The 18,893-nt window shown below is 71.5% G+C and carries 18 protein-coding genes and 1 riboswitch; of the genes, 12 read left to right on the top strand and 6 right to left on the bottom strand.

The window, feature by feature from the left end:
- Nucleotides 1-2: 2 nt before the first annotated feature.
- Together ACVHNB_RS26770 and ACVHNB_RS26765 are read right to left on the bottom strand one after the other, a co-directional pair.
- The gene (locus ACVHNB_RS26770; protein ID WP_428955996.1) at nt 3-404 is read right to left on the bottom strand and encodes an STAS domain-containing protein; all 402 of its coding nucleotides are present in this window, start codon (nt 402-404) and stop codon (nt 3-5) included.
- Nucleotides 401-1,285 (bottom strand): STAS domain-containing protein, encoded by an 885-nt coding sequence (locus tag ACVHNB_RS26765; protein ID WP_428955997.1) that lies wholly within the window; start codon nt 1,283-1,285, stop codon nt 401-403. Before ACVHNB_RS26765 ends, ACVHNB_RS26770 begins: the two co-directional genes overlap by 4 nt.
- Nucleotides 1,286-1,731: 446 nt before the next feature.
- Between ACVHNB_RS26765 and ACVHNB_RS26760 the strand changes: the two genes are divergently transcribed.
- From ACVHNB_RS26760 to ACVHNB_RS26750, 3 genes are all read left to right on the top strand, one after another.
- Nucleotides 1,732-3,213, top strand: a complete 1,482-nt coding sequence (locus ACVHNB_RS26760; protein ID WP_428955998.1) for an amino acid permease — start codon at nt 1,732-1,734, stop codon at nt 3,211-3,213.
- A gap of 10 nt (nt 3,214-3,223) precedes the next feature.
- Nucleotides 3,224-3,676, top strand: coding sequence for an Lrp/AsnC family transcriptional regulator (locus ACVHNB_RS26755; protein WP_428955999.1), 453 nt, complete (start codon nt 3,224-3,226; stop codon nt 3,674-3,676).
- Nucleotides 3,677-3,935: 259 nt separating this feature from the next.
- Nucleotides 3,936-5,639 carry a flavin monoamine oxidase family protein gene (locus ACVHNB_RS26750; protein ID WP_456226093.1) on the top strand — a complete coding sequence of 568 codons (1,704 nt, stop codon included), beginning with the start codon at nt 3,936-3,938 and terminating at the stop codon, nt 5,637-5,639.
- Between the two features lie 49 nt (nt 5,640-5,688).
- Here the strand turns inward: ACVHNB_RS26750 and ACVHNB_RS26745 are convergent, their stop codons facing one another.
- Both ACVHNB_RS26745 and ACVHNB_RS26740 read right to left on the bottom strand, forming a co-directional pair.
- On the bottom strand, nt 5,689-6,618 hold the full coding sequence (locus ACVHNB_RS26745) for an LLM class F420-dependent oxidoreductase (RefSeq protein WP_456226092.1): 930 nt from the start codon (nt 6,616-6,618) through the stop codon (nt 5,689-5,691).
- 89 nt (nt 6,619-6,707) lie between these two features.
- Nucleotides 6,708-7,421, bottom strand: a complete 714-nt coding sequence (locus tag ACVHNB_RS26740) for a DUF5995 family protein (RefSeq protein WP_428956002.1) — start codon at nt 7,419-7,421, stop codon at nt 6,708-6,710.
- Between the two features lie 117 nt (nt 7,422-7,538).
- Between ACVHNB_RS26740 and ACVHNB_RS26735 the strand changes: the two genes are divergently transcribed.
- A complete protein-coding gene (locus ACVHNB_RS26735; RefSeq protein WP_456226091.1) occupies nt 7,539-8,744 on the top strand; it encodes a glycoside hydrolase family 6 protein in 1,206 nt (401 codons plus the stop codon).
- On the opposite strand, the gene ACVHNB_RS26730 is transcribed toward ACVHNB_RS26735, so the two are convergent.
- The gene (locus tag ACVHNB_RS26730) at nt 8,726-10,147 is read right to left on the bottom strand and encodes a uracil-xanthine permease family protein (protein WP_428956004.1); all 1,422 of its coding nucleotides are present in this window, start codon (nt 10,145-10,147) and stop codon (nt 8,726-8,728) included. The two genes, ACVHNB_RS26735 and ACVHNB_RS26730, sit on opposite strands and share 19 nt — an antisense overlap.
- A 193-nt stretch (nt 10,148-10,340) precedes the next feature.
- On the opposite strand from ACVHNB_RS26730, the gene ACVHNB_RS26725 reads away from it, so the two are divergent.
- The gene (locus ACVHNB_RS26725) at nt 10,341-11,612 is read left to right on the top strand and encodes an alginate lyase family protein (RefSeq protein WP_428956005.1); all 1,272 of its coding nucleotides are present in this window, start codon (nt 10,341-10,343) and stop codon (nt 11,610-11,612) included.
- 24 nt (nt 11,613-11,636) lie between these two features.
- Here the strand turns inward: ACVHNB_RS26725 and ACVHNB_RS26720 are convergent, their stop codons facing one another.
- Nucleotides 11,637-12,839 (bottom strand): MFS transporter, encoded by a 1,203-nt coding sequence (locus ACVHNB_RS26720; RefSeq protein WP_428956006.1) that lies wholly within the window; start codon nt 12,837-12,839, stop codon nt 11,637-11,639.
- Between the two features lie 103 nt (nt 12,840-12,942).
- Here ACVHNB_RS26720 and ACVHNB_RS26715 point away from each other — a divergent pair, with 103 nt between their 5' ends.
- From ACVHNB_RS26715 to hisG, 7 genes are all read left to right on the top strand, one after another.
- Complete coding sequence (locus tag ACVHNB_RS26715) at nt 12,943-14,142, top strand: ROK family transcriptional regulator (protein WP_428956007.1); 1,200 nt, start codon at nt 12,943-12,945, stop codon at nt 14,140-14,142.
- A 122-nt stretch (nt 14,143-14,264) separates the two neighbouring features.
- Nucleotides 14,265-14,395, top strand: a riboswitch (FMN riboswitch).
- A 165-nt stretch (nt 14,396-14,560) separates the two neighbouring features.
- Nucleotides 14,561-15,175 (top strand): riboflavin synthase, encoded by a 615-nt coding sequence (locus ACVHNB_RS26710; protein WP_428956008.1) that lies wholly within the window; start codon nt 14,561-14,563, stop codon nt 15,173-15,175.
- Entirely contained in the window at nt 15,172-15,822 is a 651-nt protein-coding gene (locus tag ACVHNB_RS26705; RefSeq protein ID WP_428956009.1) for a nicotinamide mononucleotide transporter family protein, read from the top strand. Before ACVHNB_RS26710 ends, ACVHNB_RS26705 begins: the two co-directional genes overlap by 4 nt.
- Nucleotides 15,819-17,105 carry a bifunctional 3,4-dihydroxy-2-butanone-4-phosphate synthase/GTP cyclohydrolase II gene (locus ACVHNB_RS26700; RefSeq protein ID WP_456226090.1) on the top strand — a complete coding sequence of 429 codons (1,287 nt, stop codon included), beginning with the start codon at nt 15,819-15,821 and terminating at the stop codon, nt 17,103-17,105. The genes ACVHNB_RS26705 and ACVHNB_RS26700 overlap by 4 nt, the downstream gene beginning before the upstream one ends.
- Before the next feature lie 52 nt (nt 17,106-17,157).
- Nucleotides 17,158-17,643 (top strand): 6,7-dimethyl-8-ribityllumazine synthase, encoded by a 486-nt coding sequence (gene ribH / locus ACVHNB_RS26695; protein WP_428956011.1) that lies wholly within the window; start codon nt 17,158-17,160, stop codon nt 17,641-17,643.
- A 34-nt stretch (nt 17,644-17,677) separates the two neighbouring features.
- Nucleotides 17,678-17,950: a phosphoribosyl-ATP diphosphatase gene (locus ACVHNB_RS26690; RefSeq protein ID WP_018534786.1), complete on the top strand. Its 273-nt coding sequence runs from the start codon at nt 17,678-17,680 to the stop codon at nt 17,948-17,950.
- Between the two features lie 53 nt (nt 17,951-18,003).
- Nucleotides 18,004-18,861: an ATP phosphoribosyltransferase gene (hisG, locus tag ACVHNB_RS26685; protein ID WP_428956012.1), complete on the top strand. Its 858-nt coding sequence runs from the start codon at nt 18,004-18,006 to the stop codon at nt 18,859-18,861.
- Nucleotides 18,862-18,893 lie beyond the last annotated feature (32 nt).

Genomic DNA, 18,893 nt, shown 5'->3' with positions numbered 1-18,893 from the left:
GCTCATCCGACATGGTCACGGCCAGGCCCCTCCGGGGTCCGCTGCCAGCCGAGCGCGGTCAGGCCCTGTTCGGCGTTGAGCGCGGTCTCCACGCCGGTGAGCTGGATGCCCAGTTCGACCAGGGTGATCGCGACGGCGGGGCGCATGCCCGCGACGATGACGCGGGCGCCCAACAGGCGGGCCATCGTCGTCAGTTCCATCAGTGTACGGGCCACGAACGAGTCGATGATCTCCAGACGGGAGATGTCGATGAGCACACCGCGCGCGCCGTCGGCCGCGATCCGCTCGGTCAGCTCGTCGGTGAAGGCGACCGCCGACCGGTCGTCCAGCTCGTTGAGCAGCCCTGTCACGAGGACGTCGCCGAGCCGCAGGATGGGAACGCCCGTGGGGCGAGGGGAGTTCACCGCGGTGCCGACTCGGCCACGGCGAAGCCGACGGCGGGCTGGTCGGTCAGTTTCACCGCGTCGGCCAGGGCGTCGGCCAGGGTCGCGCGGGTCAGGATGGTGGACAGGTCGATCCCCAACTGGGCGATGGTCTGGGCGATGGGCGGCCGGATCCCGCTGATGACACAGTCCGCACCCATCAGGCGGACCGCGTTGACGGTATGCATGAGGTGCTGGGCGACCGCCGTGTCGACGGTCAGCACCCCGGTGATGTCGATGATGGCGATCTTGGCCTCGTCGTCCTGGATGGCCTGGAGCAGCGACTCCATGACGATCTGAGTGCGGGCCGTGTCCAGCGTGCCGATCAGCGGGACGGCCAGCACGTGCCGCCACAACCGGACGACGGGCGTGGAGAGTTCCATCAGCTGACGGCTCTGGCGCTGGATGATCTCGTCGCGCCCCTCGACGTACGTCTCGAAGGAGAGGGCGCCCGCGGCGTCGAGCATCCGGTTGACCAGCACGGCCGCGGAGAACAGCTCGCTCGAGTCGCGCGTGGTGTGCTGCACCGCGGCGAGGAGCGCCTCCTTGAGGGAGAGCACGGCGAGCGAGGTGTCGGTGGGGGTGGCGCCGGCCCGCACTCTGCGCAGCGACAACTGGGTCACCGTGGCGCGCAGATTGTGGTGCGACGTCACCAGACGCTCGACCGGGGTGTCGCTGGCCAGCGCGTCCGTGAGGGCGTCGATGAGCAGGGCCGCTTCCTCGCGGAGCTCGCCCTCGGTCATGTCGGTGCCGAGCGCGGCCCGCTCCAGCTGGAGCGTCGTCCACCGGTCGGCGATCTGCCCCTCTTGGTCGCGCAGCGCCTCAAGCAGCAGATTGCGGATGTCCGTCTCGCTGGTACTCACAAGCCCCTCTCATACCGGTCTCCGGTCACGTACGTCCTGCACATGATGCACGCCTCGAACCCCCACCGCCTCAAGCCGTGTTGACGCGCAGCCGTCCCGCCCGGCCGGCACACGGCCGACGGGCGGGACGGCTTTAGCGACTACCCACGATCGACGGGTTCACTCCCCGGCGGGGAATGTGACACCGAACACGCTGAACGCAACAGACGAAACGGACGTCGCAACGAACGCGCGCGTGACCGGGATTCGCGCAACGATCATGCGCCGGTGCGCAAGGTTGCTGCATTACAGCCGGGAAGTCGAGTCCTCTAGAGTCGTCCGCTGTACGTGGCACGGCGGGGGACGGCCTGCTCGGCGGTCCCCGGTCGGAGTTCGACCGGGTTCGACCGCCGCGCGCCCCCACGCCGCGGCCGTCCCCCGACCGGCAGCGATGAAGGAGCCAGTCCGTGCTCGATCACGGCGCATCCCCGCGCACCCCGCACGTCGAGACCGCACCCGCGGGCCTCGGCGCCCGTCTGATGCGGCGCAAGCCGGTGGAACGCCTGGTCGCGGAGGGCGGCCAGGGCGAGGGCGGCACCCTGCGGCGCTCGCTCGGACTCTGGCAGCTGACCATGATCAGCATCGGCGCCACGCTCGGCACCGGTATCTTCGTCGTCCTCGGTGAGGCGGTTCCCAAGGCCGGCCCCGCCGTCACGCTGTCGTTCGTGATCGCCGGACTGACGGCCCTGTTCTCGGCCCTGTCGTACGCCGAGCTGGCCGGCTCCATCCCGGTCGCCGGGTCCTCCTACTCGTACGCATACGCAACGATGGGTGAGCTGATCGCCTGGGTGTGCGGCTGGTGTCTGGTCCTGGAGTACGGGGTGTCCGTCGCGGCCGTCGCCGTCGGCTGGGGCGAGTACCTCAACGAGCTCCTCGACGGCACCATCGGTGTCACCATCCCGGACGTCCTGTCCGCGCCGCCCGGCGACGGCGGCGTCTTCAACCTGCCCGCCCTCATCGTGGTGCTGCTCGCCATGGTGTTCCTGCTGGGCGGCGCCAGGGAGTCGGCCCGCGCCAACACGATCATGGTCGTCGTGAAGATCGTGTCGCTGCTGCTCTTCTGCGCGATCGGCCTCAAGGGTTTCCAGTCCGGCAACTACGAGCACTTCATGCCGCTCGGCATGGCGGGCGTCAGCGCCGCCGGTGCCACGCTCTTCTTCTCGTACATCGGCTTCGACGCCGCCTCCACGGCCGGTGAGGAGGCGAAGAACCCGCAGCGCGACCTGCCGCGCGCCATCATGCTGTCCCTCGTCATCGTCACCGCGCTGTACGTCCTCGTCGCGGCGGTCGCCGTCGGGGCCCGGCCGTGGCAGCAGTTCAGCGACTCGGAGGCCGCGCTCGCCGGGATCATGAAGGACGTGACGGGCCAGTCGTTCTGGGCGACGCTGCTCGCCGCCGGCGCCGTCATCGCCATCGCGTCCGTCGTGCTCACCGTGCTCTACGGGCAGACCCGCGTCCTGTTCGCGATGTCCCGGGACGGACTCGTGCCCAAGGTGTTCTCGAAGGTCCACCCGAAGACCGGGGCGCCGCGCGCCAACACCGTCATCGTGTCCCTGTTCTGCGGTGTGCTCGCCGCCGCGATCCCGCTGGGCCAGCTCGCCGACGCCACCAGCATCGGCACGCTCTTCGCCTTCGCCCTGGTCAACATCGCGGTGATCGTGCTGCGCCGGACCCGCCCGGACATGCCGCGCACGTTCCGGGTGCCGCTGTCGCCGCTCCTGCCGGTCATCGGCTTCGCGCTGTGCGTCTGGATGATGGGCAGTCTGTCCGTCATCACCTGGATCGTCTTCGGTGCCTGGATGGCCGTCGGGCTCGTGTTCTACTTCTGCTACGGGATGCGTCGCTCCCGTCTCGCCGCCCCCGCGGAAGCCGCAGAAGCACAGAAGTGAACCGCCTGCCTTGCTGAACGATCTCGACGAACGCATCGTGCACGCCCTCGCCGAGGACGCCCGGCGCTCCTACGCCGACATCGGCCAGCTCGTCGGCCTGTCCGCGCCCGCCGTGAAGCGGCGCGTGGACCGGCTGCGGGCCACCGGGGCGATCACCGGGTTCACCGTGCGGGTCGACCCGGCCGCGCTCGGCTGGGAGACCGAGGGATTCATCGAGATCTACTGCCGCCGCAACACCTCGCCGGACGCGATCCGGCGCGGCCTGGAGCGGTACCCCGAGGTCGCGGCCGCCTCCACCGTCACCGGGGACGCGGACGCGCTGGTCCAGGTCTTCGCCTCCGACATGCGGCACTTCGAGCGGGTCCTGGAGCGGATCGCGGGGGAGCCGTTCGTCGAGCGGACGAGGTCCGTGCTCGTGCTCTCCCCGCTGATGCGCCGCTTCACCTCGGGCTCACCCGCCTGACCTAGGGGTTTCGCCGCCTCTCGGCCCCCGCCGGACCCATGCGGCGGGGGCCCTCGCGTACGCGCAACGAATCGCCGCTCCGGCCGCCCCACGCGCAACAAAACGCACGCTGACGCGCAACGGTCCCGTCTTGTCCCGTCGACCCGCCGAAACGTACCGTCGTTCTGGCCTTCTCGGTCCCCTCCTCCGCATGTACGCGCTCCCGGTGCCTTCCGGGGTTCGTGCCGTCCTGCCCGTATCCGCAAGGAGTCCGCGCCCCATGACGTCCACGGTGCCCACCGCCGTCCAGCACACCGACGCGCAGCCGCCGATCACCATGTTCGGACCGGACTTCCCGTACGCGTACGACGACTTCCTCGCCCACCCGGCGGGCCTCGGCCAGATACCGGCGACCGAGCACGGCACCGAGGTCGCGGTCATCGGCGGTGGCCTGTCCGGCATCGTCGCCGCGTACGAGCTGATGAAGATGGGCCTCAAGCCCGTCGTGTACGAGGCCGACCGGATCGGCGGCCGGCTGCGCACGGTCGGCTTCGAGGGGACGCCGCCGGACGCGGCCGGGCTGAGCGCCGAGATGGGCGCGATGCGCTTCCCGCCGTCGTCGACGGCCCTGCAGCACTACATCGACCTGGTGGGCCTCGAGACCCGGGCGTTCCCCAACCCGCTCTCCCCGGCGACCCCTTCGACCGTCGTCGACCTCAAGGGCGAGTCGCACTACGCCGAGACGATCGACGACCTGCCGCAGGTCTACCGCGACGTCGCCGCCGCGTGGAACGCCTGTCTGGAGGAGGGCGCCGACTTCACCGACATGAACCAGGCGATGCGCGAGCGGGACGTGCCGCGCATCCGGGAGATCTGGTCGCAGCTCGTCGAGAAGCTCGACAACCAGACCTTCTACGGTTTCCTGTGCGACTCCGAGGCCTTCAAGTCCTTCCGGCACCGGGAGATCTTCGGGCAGGTCGGCTTCGGCACGGGCGGCTGGGACACCGACTTCCCGAACTCGATCCTGGAGATCCTGCGCGTCGTCTACACCGAGGCCGACGACCACCACCGCGGCATCGTCGGCGGATCGCAGCAACTGCCCCTGCGGCTGTGGGAGCGGGAGCCCGAGAAGATCGTGCACTGGGCGTACGGGACCTCGCTCGCCTCGCTCCACGAGGACCGCACGCCGCGGCCCGCGGTGACGCGGCTCGCGCGCACCGCCGGGAACCACATCACGGTCACCGACGCGGACGGAGACATCCGCACGTACAAGACCGCGATCTTCACCGCCCAGTCGTGGATGCTGCTGTCGAAGGTGGCGTGCGACGACGCGCTGTTCCCGATCGACCACTGGACGGCGATCGAGCGGACCCACTACATGGAGTCCAGCAAGCTGTTCGTGCCGGTCGACCGGCCGTTCTGGCTGGACAAGGACGACCAGACCGGCCGCGACGCCATGTCGATGACGCTCACCGACCGGATGACGCGCGGCACCTACCTGCTGGACGACGGGCCCGACAAGCCCGCCGTCATCTGCCTCTCCTACACGTGGTGCGACGACAGCCTGAAGTGGCTCCCGCTGTCGGCCAACGAGCGGCTCGAAGTCATGCTGAAGTCGCTCGGCGAGATCTATCCCAAGGTCGACATCCGCAAGCACATCATCGGCAACCCGGTCACCGTGTCCTGGGAGAACGAGCCCTACTTCATGGGCGCCTTCAAGGCCAACCTGCCGGGCCACTACCGCTACCAGCGCCGCCTGTTCACGCACTTCATGCAGGACCGGCTGCCCGCGGACCGGCGCGGCATCTTCCTCGCCGGCGACGACATCTCCTGGACGGCCGGCTGGGCCGAGGGCGCCGTGCAGACCGCGCTCAACGCCGTCTGGGGCGTCATGCACCATCTGGGCGGCGCCACCGACACGACCAACCCGGGCCCCGGCGACGTCTACGACGAGATCGCCCCGGTCGAGCTTCCCGAGGACTAGGGACTGGCCGGCGGATCTCGTCGAGGGCGCGGGGCCCGGCATACAGGTCCTAGATCCCCGCGGCCCGGGCCTTCTCGTAGATCTCCGCCGCGAGGTCCTTCAGTTCCTCGGCGTCGCGGAGGTTGCCCTGGATGTCGATGAGGATCTCCTCCAGGCCGACCTCGTCGTGCGCGGCCAGATCCTCGATGATCTGGTCCGCGCTGCCCTGGAACGGCCTGCGGTCGTCGCCCGTGTACGCCTCGGGCGTGTACAGCGTGTTCACCCGGAGCACGCTCTGCAGCGGGGCGGTGCGGCCGCGCTCCTTCGCGAGAGCCTGGAGATCCGCCCACTGCTGCTTCAGCTCCTCGGCCCCCGCCGCGCCGGGCATCCAGCCGTCCGCCCGGTCGACCAGGCGGCGCGCGGCCTTCGGGCTGTTCGCGGGCAGCAGGATCGGGAGCGGCCCGGCCGGCTTGGGGCCGACGACGGACGGGGCGATGGTCGTCAGCTCACCCTCGTACGCCACCGGGTCCGGGCCCCACACCGCGCGGCACACGTCGAGCAGCTCGTCGAGGACCTTGCCGCGCCGCTCGAAGGGGGCCACCGACGCCGCGGCGTACTCGTCGTGCGACCAGCCGGTGCCGAGCCCCGCGACGACGCGGCCGCCGCTCGCCGCGTCCAACGACGCCAGGGAGCGGGCCAGCTGGAAGGGGACGTGCAGCGGCGCCACCAGCACACTCGTGCCGAGCCGGGCCCGGGACGTGGCCGCCGCGGCGAGCGTGAGCGAGACCAGCGGGTCGGCGACCGACCGGTACTGCTCCGGCCAGGGCAGGCCCGGGACCCCGTAGAGCCCCTGCCGGGCGGGCTCCGGGAACAGGATCCGCTCGAACACCCACAGGCTCTCGTACCCCGTCGCCTCCGCGGCGCGCGCCACGTCCGGGATGTCGCGGCCGACGTCGTACTGCTTCATCTGCGGGAGGCCGAGGCCGAGTCGGGTCGCCATACCGTGCTCCTTCGTCGCGTGCGCATCGGGTGTCGCACGGTTCAACGCGCCGAGATCGCCGGGGAGTTCCGGGACCGGCCGGACGGATCTCAGTCGGGGAGCGGAGTGAGCAGCATGCGGCCCACCAGACCCACCGAGGTGTCGAGACGCTGGGTGAACTCGGCTGCCAGGCCCGGGAGTTCGCCCAGCGCCCACAGGGCCCGGGCCGCCGCCCACGCCCCGTCGCGGGCCCGCTCCAGGCTCCACGAGCCGAGCAGATGGGTGAGCGGATCGGCGACCTGGAGGAGGTCGGGCCCCGGCATCAGCTCTTCGCGGATGTGCTCCTCCAGCGTCACGAGGATGTCGCCCACGCGCTCGAACTCGTCCTCCAGCGCGGCCGGTTCGCAGCCGAGCGTACGACAGGCGTCCACCACGGCCAGCGCCAGATCGTGGCCGATGTGCGCATTGATGCCCGCGAGGGCGAACTGCAGGGGGCGTACGCCGGGATGACGGCGGAACTGCAGGAGCGGGCGCCAGCAGGCGGGGCCGGGGTCGCCGTGGGACGCCGCGTCGACGGCCGTGAGGTAGCGCTCGGCGAAGCGGACGTCCAGCGTGATCGCGGCGGCCGGGTCCGGGAAGCCGCCCGTGCCGCCTCTGCCGACGGCCCGGCCGACCGCCTCCGTGACGGAGAGATAGACGCGGTTGAAGACGGCGACACCGTCCCGGGGCGGCAGACCGGCGGCGAGCGCGCGCATCCGCGCGATCACGTCGTCGATCCCGTGGGCGGGGACCTGGGCCCGTGCGATCCGTTCCAACTGCGCCATGGACGAAGGGTCGCAGCCGTAGGGTGACGCGGGTGTCGGCTGGCCGGGGGCTTCCCCAGAACGAGCGAACGGCCGGGCCGGGGGAGTGCGGGAGGAGCGGGAGGAGGGGACGGCGCGGTGTCAGGATTACGTGCGCGGCGGCTCGCCGAGCGGCGGGCGGCACGACGGCGTGCGGCGGGCCGGCGCGGGCGGGGCGCGATGGTGGCGGCGGCGTCGGCCGTGGTGGCCGTCGGGACGGTCACGGGCCTGGTGTCCGCGTTCGACAGCGCCCCGGACGGCGGCGACGAGGCGCGGCCCACGATCAGCGAGGCACCGAGTCTTCAGCCGCTGCCCGCGGTACCGAGTCCGACCGTGACGTCACCGTCACCGACGAGGAGTTCGCCGAGGCCGAGCCCCAGGAGTTCGGCGCCCGCCCGGCCGAAGCCGTCGAGCGCGGCGCCCGCGACCTCGGCCCCCGCTCCGACGGGGCTGTACCGGCACGGCGACTCTCAGGTCCTGGACTGGGTGCGGGCCCACCGGTCCGATCCGCGCCGCCCCCTCATCGAGTCGCGGATCGCGGACCGGCCCGCCGCCGTCTGGTTCGCCGACTTCACGCCGGACACCATCACGTCCCGGGTCCGCGCGGTGACCTCCGGGGCGAGGAGCGCCGGTCAGGTCCCGGTGGTCGTGCCCTACGCGATACCCGAGCGGGACTGCGGCGGCGCCTCCGACGGCGGGGCCCCGGACATGGGCGCGTACGACGACTGGATCGACCGGTTCGCGGCCGGGCTCGGATCCGGCGAGGTCCTGGTGATCCTGGAGCCGGACGCCCTGTCGCAGACGGAGTGCCTCAGCGAGGACCAACGGGCCGATCGGTACGCGGCGTTGGCGCGCGCGGGCCGGGTCATGAAGGCCGCGAATCCGCGGGCGCGGGTCTACTACGACGCCGGGCACTCCGCATGGAACCCGGCGGCCACCCAGGCCGCGCGGCTGCGGCAGGCGGGCGCGGCGTCGGCCGCCTCGTCCGACGGCGTCTTCACCAACGTGTCGAACTTCAACCGGACCTCGGACGAGATCGGGTACGCCCGCGCCGTCCTGGCGGCCCTGGGCGGGCCGAGCGGACTCGGCGCCGTCATCGACACCAGCCGCAACGGCAACGGCGCCCCGGCGGACGGCGCCTGGTGCGACCCGGACGGCCGGAAACTGGGGCAGGCGCCGACCCTGCGGACCGGGCGGTCCGGGATCGACGCCTACCTGTGGGTGAAACTGCCGGGCGAGTCCGACGGCTGCAAGGGCGCGGCGGGCACGTTCACCCCCGACTACGCCTACGAGCTGGCCGACTGACCGTCCTGCCGCTCGTTCTTCTTCTGCGCCGCGTCCTTGTCGTACGTCGACGTGCCCGAATCGAGCAGCGGCTCCTGCGACTTGAGGTGGGCGGGGGCCATCGCGCGCAGTGCGTGGTAGCCGGTGATCACGACGATCGTGCCGAGGGCGATACCGCTGAGGGAGAAGGTGTCGGTGAACTTCAGGGAGACGTTGCCGACGCCGATGATGATGCCCGCGGCGGCCGGCACCAGGTTCAGCGGGTTGCGCAGATCCACCTTGGCGTTGATCCAGATCTGCGCGCCGAGCAGGCCGATCATGCCATAGAGGATGACGGTGATGCCGCCGAGCACACCGCCGGGGATGGCCGCGACGATCGCGCCGAACTTCGGGCACAGGCCGAACAGGAGCGCGAAACCGGCCGCGGCCCAGTAGGCCGCCGTCGAGTAGACCCGGGTCGCGGCCATGACGCCGATGTTCTCGGAGTACGTGGTGTTGGGCGGGCCGCCGACCGCGGTGGAGAGCATCGACGCGGCGCCGTCCGCCGAGATCGCGGTGCCGAGCTTGGCGTCGAGGTTGTCGCCGGTCATCTCGCCGACGGCCTTGACGTGCCCGGCGTTCTCGGCGATCAGGGCGATGACCACCGGCAGCGCGACGAGGATCGCCGACCACTGGAAGGACGGGGCGTGGAAGGACGGCAGGCCGATCCAGTCCGCCGTGCCGACGCCGGACAGGTCCAGACGCCAGTGGTCGACGGCCTCGCCGCCGCCGTTCGCCGAGTGGATCCGGCCGAAGATCCGGTCGAAGACCCAGGAGATGCCGTAGCCGAAGATCAGTCCGAGGAAGATCGCGATACGCGACCAGAAACCGCGCAGGCACACCACGGCCAAACCGGTGAACAGCATCACGAGCAGTGCGGTCCACTGGTCGGTCGGCCAGTAGGTGGAGGCCGTGACCGGGGCCAGGTTGAAGCCGATCAGCATGACGACCGCGCCGGTGACGACCGGCGGCATCGTGGCGTGGATGATCCGTGCCCCGAACCTCTGCACCGCGAGGCCGACCAGGAACAGCACGACACCGACGACGAAGACGGCGCCGGTGACCGTGGCACTGGTGCCGCCCGACGCCCGGATCACGGCCGCGACGCCCACGAAGGAGAGCGAACAGCCCAGATAGCTGGGGACCCGGCCGCGCGTCGCGAGCAGGAAGATCACCGTCGCGACGCCGGACATCATGATCGCGAGGTTCGGGTCGAGCCCCATCAGGACCGGCGCGACGAAGGACGCGCCGAACATGGCGACCACGTGCTGGGCGCCGAGTCCGATCGTGCGCGGCCACGACAGCCGCTCGTCGGGGCGGACGACGGCACCGGGGGCCGGGGTGCGCCCGTCGCCGTGCAGTTTCCAGCGCACGCCGAGGTCCATGTGAGTTCCGCTTTCTGTGGCTCGAAATGATCGCCTCATGCTAATGCGACGTAAGTGCGACTTCTTGCCGTGGTTCTTGCCCTGGTTCACGAGGGGCTTGCGGGGGTTCTTGTTGGCGGGGCGCCGGAGGTCTACGCTCGCACGGCCTTATCCGTGAACATCGTTCAGGTATATGTCTGGATGGAGTCGTGTGATGCGTGCAAGACCCCGGATACGTCTCGGCGCCCTCCTCGCGGCCGCCGCCACCTTCGCCGCCGTGCTGGTCCCGGCCGCCGACGCCGCCGCCCGCGAAGCCGCCCCGCGGACGGCCGTCCTCGACGGCGAGCGCCTCCAGCAGACCAGGCTCCGCCTCGCCCACGGCGACCCGCGGCTCCAGCGCTCCGTACGGGACCTGGCGGCACGCGCCGACGCCTGGCTGGACCAGGGCCCGTGGACCGTCGTCGACAAGCCGAGGCCCGCACCGGGCGGCGACGTCCACGACTATCTGAGCCAGGCCCCGTACTGGTGGCCCTCCCAGGAGCCGACCGGCGACAACCCGTGGGGCTGCCCGTACGTGCAGCCCCACGGGCAGCGCAATCCCGAGGTCGACACCGGCACCGACCGCCAGGACGTCGAGAAGGTCTTCGACTCCACGTACGAGCTCGCCCTCGCCTGGTACTACACGGGCAAGAAGCAGTACGCCGTGAAGGCCGGGCAGGTCCTGCGCACCTGGTTCCTCGACGCGGACACGAAGATGACCCCGAACCTGAACCACGCCCAGTTCATCCCGTGCATGTACGACGGCCGCGCCGTCGGCATCATCGACTTCTCGCAGTCGTACACGAGCGTGGTCGACGCCGTTGCCCTCCTCGCCACCGGCGCCCCCGGCTGGTCGCGGTCCGACCGCGCGGGCATGGGCGAGTGGAACAAGGCCTTTCTCGACTGGCTCGTGAACGGCGACTTCGGCAAGGCGGAGGGCGCCGCCGACAACAACCACGGCACGTTCTACGACCTGCAGGTCGCCGCCCTCGCGTACGCGACCGGCGACACGGACCTGGCGCGCCGCACCGTCCTCGACGCCCGCGCCGGGCGCATCGACTCCCAGATCGCGGGCGACGGCACCCAGCCCCAGGAGCTCGCGCGCACCCGCAGCTGGCACTACTCGACCTTCGACCTGGTCGCCTACACGCGGCTCGCCGCCGTCGGACGGCAGGTCGGCGTCGATCTGTGGGCGCATCAAGGCCCCGATGGGCAGAGCCTGTTCAAGGCCGTGGAGTATCTGCTGCCCGCGGCGACGGGGCAGACCGCCTGGCCCCACCCGGAGCTGGAGTTCCACCGCTTCGCGGCGAGCGACGTCGTGCACGCGGCGGCCGACGCGGGGGACCCGGCCGCCCGCCGGGCCGTCCCGGAGCTGGAGACGCCGCCCGGCGGCGATCTGTGGGCGCTGCGGCCCGCGGCCGAGCAACTGGACTCGATCGCGGGCTGAGCCGTGATCCCGGTCGGCCCGTGGTCAGTTCGTGCGGGCCACGGACGCGTCCGGCGCGGCCACCGGCGTGCGGTCGGCGCCGCGCAGGACGCCGGCGAACAGCATCAGCCCGCAGGTCAGCGCCGTCACCAGACCGAACGACACCACCAGGCTCGTCGCGTCCGCGACCGTGCCGATCGCCGACGGCGCGATCAGGCCCGAGGTGTACGTGATCGTCGCGACGCCCGCGATGGCCTGGCTCGGGTTCGGACCGCTGCGCCCGGCCGCGGCGAAGGCGAGCGGCACGACGACCGCGATGCCGAGGCCGAGCAGGCCGAATCCGCCCATGGCGACGGCCGGGTGCGGGGCCACGACCACGAGCAGCGCGCCGAGCGTGGCCACGACGCCGCCCACCCGCACGGTGCGCACCGCGCCGAACCGGTCCACCACGGCGTCGCCGGCGATCCGGGCCACGGCCATGGTGAGCGTGAACGCCGTGGTGCAGGCGGCCGCGAGACCCGCCGAGGTGTCGAGGATGTCCCGCAGGTACACCGCCGACCAGTCCAGGCTCGCTCCCTCGGCGAAGACGGCGCAGAACCCGACCGCGCCGATCAGCAGCGCCGACTTCGGCGGCAGCGTGAACCGCGGCGGCGCCTCCTCGTCCTCGGCCGGGCGCAGGTCGAGCACCCAGCGGCACGCGACGAGCCCGCCCGTGGTGAGGACTGCCGCGGCCAGCAGATGGTGCAGCCGGGCGTCCGCCCCGAGGTGCGCGGCGAGCGTGCCGCCCGCCGAGCCGACGAGCGCTCCCACGCTCCACATGCCGTGCAGGCCCGACATGATCGACTTGTCGAGGCGGGTCTCGATCTCCACCCCGAGCGCGTTCATCGCCACGTCCGACATGCCGGCCGTGGCGCCGTAGACGAAGAGCACCGCGCAGAGCGTGACCAGATTCGGGGCGAGCGAGGGCAGGACCAGGGCCAGCGTCCACAGGGCGAGCAGCCCGCGCAGCGCCGTCCGCGCGCCGAACCGGTGGCTCACGCTGCCCGCCAGCGGCATCGCCACCGAGGCGCCGATCGCGGGGAAGGCGAGCGCGAGGCCGAGCTGGCCCGCGCTCACGCCCGCGTGGTCCTGGATCCACGGGACACGGGTCGCGAAGGAGCCGGTCACCGCCCCGTGGATGCCGAACACGGTCGCGACCGCATAGCGCGCCCGCTTCAACTCCCCCAACGCGTACGTCACTTCGCTCATCCGGCGGCCCCTCCCACTGTCTCCCCATGCGCGTCCCCATGGCCGCCGTAAACTATCAGGAACCCTGCCTGATAGTTAAGCGGTTTCGGCGTAGGATCCGGCCATGCCCGCATCACCGAGGACCGCCCGAGCCATCAACGACCGGCTCGCGCTGCGCTTCCTCCAAGAGGAAGGCCCGCTGACCGCGGGGCAGTTGAAGGACCGCACCGGTCTGTCCCGGCCCACCGTCGCCGACCTGGTCGAGCGGCTCACCGACTCCGGGCTCGTCGCGGTCGTCGGGGAGGCGGGGGCCCAGCGCCGCGGTCCGAACGCCCGGCTGTACGGGATCGTCGCCGACCGCGCCCACCTCGGCGCCCTCGACGTGCGCACCGAGGGCGTGCGGCTCGTCGTCGCCGATCTGCTGGGCTCCGTGCTCGCGGAGGCGGCCCTGCCCGTCGAGGCGGGCGAGGCGACGGGGGCCGCCGTCGAGCGGGCGGTCGCCCTGCTGGAACGTACGGCGAAGGAGGCCGGCGCCGAACGGCTGCACACCGTGGGCGTGGGCGCCCCCGGCCTGATCGACCCGGCCTCGGGGGAGCTGCGGGACTCCTCGGGGCTGCCCGAGTGGCACCGGCGCCTGGTCGCCGTCCTCCAGGAACGGCTCCCCGCGCACGTGCTGGTGGAGAACGAGACGAACCTCGCGGCCCTCGCCGAGCAGCGCGACGGGGCCACCCGGGACCGGGACACGTTCGTGCTGCTCTGGCTCGGACTCGGCATCGGCGCCGCGGTCGTCCTGGACGGGCGGCTGCGGCGCGGTGCCTCCGGCGGGACGGGGGAGGTCGGGTTCCTGCCGGTTCCGGGCACGGCCGGAGTGCCCTCCGCCACGGGGTGCGAGGGCGGCTTCCACTCGCTGGCCGGCGCGGCCGCGATCCTCGAACTCGCCGCCGCGCACGGGCTCGTGGGCCCCGGCGAACCGGTCGAGCGGGCGGCCGGTGTGGTGCGCGACGCCGTGGCCGGCGGCGCGCACGCGTTCCTGGACGCCCTCGCCGACCGCGTGGTGCTGGGCGCCGCCGCCGTGGTGGCGGTGCTCGACCCCGGGTGCGTCGTGCTGGCCGGTGAGGTCGGCCGGGCGGGCGGCGACGTGCTGGCGCGACGGGTCGCGGAGCGGCTTGCCCGGATGTCGCCGCTCGCGACGGAGGTCAGGGCCGGGGCGCTCGGCGGCGGCGCGGTGCTGCGCGGGGCGCTGCTGATGGCGCGGGAAGCGGCGCAGGAGGACGTGTTCGGACCGGGCGCGGACGCGCCCGGGGTGTCACTGTCACCTCGGTGAGCGACGCATTCCCCGTATTCCCCCGCGCGACCGAAAGCCATCGACACGACCTGTGAGTCACCCCACAACAAACGCATGCATGCACATCGACCGGACGTGGCACACTGGCCGTGTACCAGAAGCAGCGCACTCCGGGGTCGGTGAAAGTCCGAACCGGCGGTTACAGTCCGCGACCCGGTCACTTCCAGTGGCCGGTTGACCAGGTGAAATTCCTGGACCGACGGTTAAAGTCCGGATGGGAGGCAGTGCGCGGCGGGCGGGCACCCCGTGTGCGCGTCGCCGGCTGTTCCGGGTGCCGTCCACCGTAGGTGGCCGGTCCCGCCCTTCGGCGTCGTCCCCGGTGTCCTTGCCCGTACGTTCTGTCGTCGTCGTACGACAGTGCCCCGGAGTCTGTGCCCCAAGAGGGAGGACCCGGGAAGTGTTCACCGGAATCGTCGAAGAGCTGGGCGAGATCACGGCCGTCGAGAACCTCGATGACGCCTCCCGCTTCCGCGTCCGCGGCCCCGTCGTCACCGAAGGCGCCAAGCACGGTGACTCCATCGCGGTCAACGGTGTCTGTCTCACGGTCGTCGAGCACGACGCCGACTCGTTCACCGCGGACGTGATGGCCGAGACCCTCAAGCGTTCCAGCCTCGGCGCGCTGGCCACGGGCTCCCGTGTCAACCTCGAACGCCCGATGGTGGCCGACGGCCGCTTCGGCGGGCACATCGTGCAGGGACACGTCGACGGCACCGGCACGATCATCGAGCGCCTGCCCTCCGAGCACTGGGAGATCGTCAAGGTCTCACTGCCCGCGGAACTCGCCCGGTACGTCGTCGAGAAGGGCTCCATCACCGTCGACGGGGTCAGCCTGACCGTCGTCGAGGCCGGCGCCGACTACTTCACCATCAGCCTCATCCCCACCACCCTCGACCTGACCACGCTCGGCCTCAAGCAGCCCGGCGACCCGGTCAACCTCGAGGTCGACGTCATCGCGAAGTACGTCGAGCGCATGCTCGGCGACCGGGGAAGCGCCCAGGGGGGCACCAAGTGAACTGGCTCAACTCCGAAGCCTTCACGATCTTCGGCCAGCACATCCTCTGGTCCGACATGATCGGCAACACCATCGGCCTCATCGCCCTCGCGCTCGGCTGGCGCCGCTCCATATGGACCTGGCCCGCCCAGCTGATCTCCGGCGCCATCCTGCTCACCGCCTTCGCCACCGCCCACCTCTCGGGCAGCGCGGGCAAGCAGCTCGTCGTCATCGTCGTCGCCCTGTTCGGCTGGTGGCAGTGGAACCGCGGCAAGGGCCAGGCACAGGACGGCTCCATCGCCGTCCGCTTCGCCACCTGGCGCGAGCGCGGGATCCTGATCGGCGCCGCCGCCGTCGGCACGCTCGCCGTGGGCGGCCTGTTCACCGCGTACCCGACGTTGTCCTGGGACCCGTGGCCGGACGCGTACATCTTCGTCGGCACGGTCGTCGCCATGTACGCCCAGGCGCGCGGCATGGTCGAGTTCTGGTTCGCCTGGCTCCTGGTCGACGCGGTCGGCGTCCCGCTGAACTTCGCCAACGGCTTCGCCTTCTCCGGCTTCGTCTACGTCATCTACGGCGCGCTCGTCCTGTGGGGCATGCGCGACTGGTGGCTGCGGTCCCGCGCGGCCACGGCCACCGCCCCTGCGCTCGAAGGAGCCCACGCATGAGCACGGCAGCCCACCTCTACGAGGTCCCCGCGGACACCGACCTGAGCCTCGACCCGGTCGAGCAGGCCGTCCGCGACATCGCCGCCGGCCGCCCCGTCGTGGTCGTCGACGACGAGGACCGGGAGAACGAGGGCGACCTCGTCGTCGCCGCCGAGATGATCACCTCCGAGATCGTCGCCTTCATGATGAGCGAATGCCGCGGCCTGATCTGCGCACCCATGGAGAGCGACGAACTGGAGCGGCTCGACCTGCCGCAGATGGTCGGCAACAACACCGAGTCGATGAAGACCGCCTTCACCGTCTCCGTCGACGCCTCCGGCGCGCACGGCGTCACCACGGGCATCTCGGCCGCCGACCGCGCCACCACGCTCCGCCTCCTCGCCTCCGGCACGGCCGAGGCGGGCGACTTCGTCCGGCCCGGCCACATCTTTCCGCTGCGCGCCAAGCCCGGCGGCGTCCTCGTCCGCAACGGACACACCGAGGCCGCCGTCGACCTCGCCCGCCTCGCGGGCCTGCGCCCGGCCGGCGCCATCGTCGAGATCGCCGGCGAGGACGGCGTCATGCTGCGGCTGCCCGAGCTGATCCCGTTCGCCCGCAAGCACGGCCTGACGATCATCTCCATCGAGGACCTGATCGCGTACCGCAAGAGCGCCGAGCCCACGGTCAAGCGCGAAGCCACCGTCCAACTCCCCACCGCCTTCGGCGAGTTCACGGCGTACGGCTACCGCTCCACGGTCGACGGCGTCGAGCACGTCGCCCTCGTCCACGGCGAGATCGGCGACGGCGAGAACGTCCTCGCCCGCATCCACTCCGAGTGCCTGACCGGCGACGTCTTCCACTCGCTGCGCTGCGACTGCGGCCCTCAGCTGGAGGAGTCCATGCGCCGCATCGTCGAGAACGGGCGGGGCGTCGTCGTCTACCTGCGCGGCCACGAGGGCCGCGGCATCGGACTGCTGTCCAAGCTGCGCGCCTACGAGCTCCAGGAACAGGGCCGCGACACCCTCGACGCCAACCTGGAACTCGGCCTGCCCGCCGACGCCCGCGACTACGCGGCCGGTGCCCAGATCCTCGACGACCTGGGGGTGCGCGGCGTGCGCCTGATGACCAACAACCCCGAGAAGACCGACGCCCTCACCCGGCACGGCCTGACCGTCACCGCCCGCGAACCGATGCCGGTCACGGCGGGCGAGCACAACCTCCGCTACCTGCGCACCAAGCGGGACCGGATGGGCCACGACCTGCCCTGGCTGGACGCCCCCAAGTCGTCCACCTGCGGCCAGTAACGAGCAACACCGTCCACTTATCTGTCTACGTACGTACTACGAGGAGAAGCGCGTGAGCGGCAAGGGTGCACCCGAACTGAGCGTGAAGAACTGCGGCGACCTGCGGGTGGCCGTCATCGCGGCCCAGTGGCACGAGAAGGTCATGGACGGACTCGTCGACGGCGCCCTGCGCGCCCTGAACGAGCTGGGCATCAGCGAGCCCACCGTGCTGCGCGTCCCCGGCAGCTTCGAACTGCCGGTCGTCGCCAAGGTCCTCGCCGGCCGCGGCTACGACGCGATCGTCGCGCTCGGCGTCGTCATCCGCGGCGGCACCCCGCACTTCGAGTACGTGTGCCAGGGCGTCACCCAGGGCCTCACCCAGGTCTCCATCGACACCGGCGTCCCCGTCGGCTTCGGCGTACTGACCTGCGACACCGAGGAGCAGGCCCTGGACCGCGCGGGCATCGAGGGCTCCCGCGAGGACAAGGGGCACGAAGCGGTCACCGCGGCCGTCGCCACCGCGACCACGCTGCGTACGGTCGCGGAACCCTGGCGTTAAGGGGCCCGGGCAGACGCGTAAAGTAGGGACCACCATGTCCAATAAGACGTTCGAGGAGCTCTTCACCGAGCTCCAGCAGAAGGCCGCCACCGGCGACCCCGCCACTTCCCGCACCGCAGAGCTGGTCGGCAAGGGCGTCCATGCCATCGGCAAGAAGGTCGTCGAGGAGGCCGCCGAAGTCTGGATGGCGGCCGAGTACGAGGGCAAGGAAGCCGCCGCCGAGGAGATCTCGCAGCTGCTGTACCACGTCCAGGTGATGATGGTCGCCCGCGGCATCTCCCTCGACGACGTGTACGCCCATCTCTGAGCCGACCCCGTCAGTTCTCTCAACTCCCTCACCACGCAAAGGAATCCGACCTCATGCTGCGCATCGCCGTCCCCAACAAGGGTTCACTGTCCGGACCTGCGTCGGCGATGCTCCATGAGGCCGGATACCGGCAGCGCAAGGAGTCCAAGGAACTCGTCACCGTCGACCCGGACAACGAGGTCGAGTTCTTCTACCTGCGCCCCAAGGACATCGCGATCTACGTGTCCTCCGGCAAGCTCGACATCGGCCTCACCGGCCAGGACCTGCTGATCGACTCCGGGGCCAACGCCGAGGCGATCCTGCCGCTCGGCTTCGCCCGCTCCACCTTCCGCTTCGCCTCCCGGCCCGGCGCCGTCAAGGACCTCGCCGACCTCGCCGGGAAGACGATCGCCACGTCGTACGAGGGCATCGTCGGCAAGTACCTCGCCGAGCACGGCGTGGACGCCTCCGTCGTGCACCTCGACGGCGCCGTCGAGACCGCCATCGAGCTCGGGGTCGCCGAGGCCATCGCGGACGTCGTGGAGACCGGCACCTCGCTGCGCAACGCCGGCCTCGAGGTGTTCGGCGACCCGATCATGAAGTCCGAGGCCTGCGTCATCCGCCGCAAGGGCGCCGACACCGACGAGGCCGCCGAGCCCAAGGTGCAGCAGTTCCTGCGGCGGCTCCAGGGCGTCCTCGTCGCCCGGACGTACGTGATGATGGACTACGACTGCCGCGCCGAGCACCTGGAGAAGGCCGTCGCCCTCACCCCGGGCCTCGAGTCGCCGACCGTCTCCCCCCTGCACAACGAGGGCTGGGTCGCCGTGCGCGCCATGGTCCCCGCCAAGGACGCGCAGCGCATCATGGACGACCTGTACGCCCTGGGCGCACGGGCCATCCTCACCACGGCCATCCACGCCTGCCGCCTCTGAGGACACCGAGAACAGCCGAGGACACCGAAGCC

The organism is Streptomyces sp. YJ-C3 (genome assembly GCF_053891275.1).
Note: the sequence above shows the minus strand (reverse complement) of the source record. Positions and strands in the feature narration are given on the sequence as shown.